The sequence below is a fragment of the Micromonospora sp. ATA51 genome (assembly GCF_016802855.1).
GTDB classification, from domain to species: domain Bacteria; phylum Actinomycetota; class Actinomycetes; order Mycobacteriales; family Micromonosporaceae; genus Micromonospora; species Micromonospora sicca.
Genome location: NZ_JAEVHJ010000688.1, coordinates 1 through 1114 on the forward strand (window position 1 = coordinate 1; position 1114 = coordinate 1114).

Sequence of the window (1114 nt, forward strand, 5' to 3'; positions counted from 1 at the left end):
CGTGCGGTCAGGCCGGCGCCGCGGCGGTACCCAGCACCTCGGCCAGCGTCGCCAGCGCCGCCGGGTAGGCGTACGAGGGCGGGGTGGCGTACCCGACGACCAGCCCCGGGGGCTGGCCGCCGGGGTGGTGGCGGTGCCCGTCCAGCCCGTCCAGGGCCAGCCCCCGCGCCGCCGCCAGGGCCAGCACCTCCGCCTCGGACGGCCCGTCCGGCGGCAGCGGGACCACGGCGTGCAGTCCGGCGGAGATCCCGCCCGCCAGCCGTCCGCCCAGCCGGTCCAGCAGCAGGTCCCGGCGCTGCCGGTAGTGCCGGCGGACGGTACGCACCTGCCGGTCGTACCCGTGGCTGTCGATCAGGTCGGCGAGGGCGAGCTGCCCGACCACCTCGGTCTGCACGTCCAGGTGGCGCTTCGCCTCCACCACCGCCTCCACCAGCCGGGCGGGCAGCACCAGCCAGGCCAGCCGCAGCGCCGGCCCCAGGGTCTTCGCCGCGGTGCCCACGTAGGCGACCTGCTCCGGCGCGTGCCCTGGACCGCGCCCACCGGCTGCCGGTCGTAGCGGAACTCGCCGTCGTAGTCGTCCTCGACCACCAGGGCACCGGCGTCCCGGGCCCAGCCGGTCAGCGCGTGCCGGCGGGCCGGGTGCAGCGTCACCCCGCTCGGGTACTGGTGGGCCGGCGTCACCACCGCCGCCGCCACATCGGCCAGCTCGCCCGCGCCGAGCAGCTCGGCGCGCGCCCCGGTCGTCCACCGGCAGCGGCACCACCCGGCCGCCCTGGCGGCGCACCACCTCCCGGTGGAACGGCAGCCCCGGGTCCTCCATCGCCAGCACCGCCCGGCCGGCGTCGCGGAGCACGGTGGTGAGCAGGACGAGGGCCTGGACGTACCCGGCGGTGACCACGATCCCTCCGGGTCAGCCAGCACCCCGCGGGCCCGGCCCAGGTAGCCGGCGAGCGCCGCGCGCAGCTCGGGCCGGCCGCGCGGGTCGCCGTAGCCGTACGGCGGCCGCCGGGGCGGTATCTTCGCAAAGGAGATCAAGAAGAACTTCTCGTACAGCAGATGGGCCACGACATGCCCGTACAACCGGCCACCCTGGACCCTGCCCCATGAGATGGGC

Annotated in this window: 1 protein-coding gene; it reads right to left on the bottom strand. The window is 77.2% G+C overall.

The features are described 5' to 3' along the window. Window positions 1-7: 7 nt before the first annotated feature. Window positions 8-898 (bottom strand): aminotransferase class I/II-fold pyridoxal phosphate-dependent enzyme, encoded by an 891-nt coding sequence (locus tag JNW87_RS38975; RefSeq protein ID WP_238455496.1) that lies wholly within the window; start codon window positions 896-898, stop codon window positions 8-10. Between the last annotated feature and the right edge of the window lie 216 nt (window positions 899-1114).